Source organism: Marivita sp. S0852 (assembly GCF_046591575.1).
Classification (GTDB): Bacteria; Pseudomonadota; Alphaproteobacteria; order Rhodobacterales; family Rhodobacteraceae; genus Marivita.
Genome location: NZ_JBIQWA010000036.1, coordinates 1 through 710 on the forward strand (window position 1 = coordinate 1; position 710 = coordinate 710).

The following is a 710-nucleotide window of genomic DNA, read 5'->3' on the forward strand; positions in this document are numbered from 1 at the left end:
GTGCCGAACGAGCGGCAGAAGGTGCCGTACCCACTGCCTGAGCACAAAACCAAGTCCGTCATGCGCACCCAGACGCACAAGGCCGAGGGCTTTAACGAGATCAGCTTTGAAGATGCGACCGGCGGCGAAAACATGTTCTTCCACGCCCAGAAGGATCAAACGACGCGCGTTCTGAACGACCGCACCAAGCGCATCGACCGCCACGAAGTCTCTGCCATCGGCGAGAACCGCACCGTCGAGGTTGGCCGGAACCAGAAACACGAAATTGGCGGGTCGATGAACACCGTTGTCGGCGGCACCGGGGCGTCTGCCCTTGCCCTGATGGCGGCGGTGCAGGGTCTTGCCGGGCATACGGCAGGATTGTTGAAACAGGCAGGCGAGGTTGCGGGAAGCGACACACCGGCCTTGGGCGCATTTGCGGGAACAGTGGCCAGTTCGGCGCTTGGGTTTCTCGATATGAGCGGGCTGGCCAGCCGTGCCGGTGTCGTCGGCGGCAGCAGCAACCGGCCCGACGCAGGCCGTGCGCTTGGCGATGCCGGGTCCGGGGTGGGGTCGGCGGCGGCAGGTCTGTTTCCGATGCCCGGAGTGATGAACACCATCGTCGGCAGTTTCAAATCCGACACCATCGGCGTGGCGCGGGTGGAACAGGTTGGCACCAGCAAGATCACCAATGTGGGTGCGAGTTCGCTGGAAAGCGTCGGGAAATACAA

Annotated in this window: 1 protein-coding gene; it reads left to right on the forward strand. The window is 63.2% G+C overall.

Going from position 1 to position 710, the window contains the following annotated elements; all coding sequences use genetic code 11:
* Nucleotides 1-60: 60 nt before the first annotated feature.
* Nucleotides 61-710: bacteriophage T4 gp5 trimerisation domain-containing protein (locus ACG74X_RS21305; RefSeq protein ID WP_411237325.1), on the forward strand; the 650-nt coding region annotated here is incomplete at its 3' end.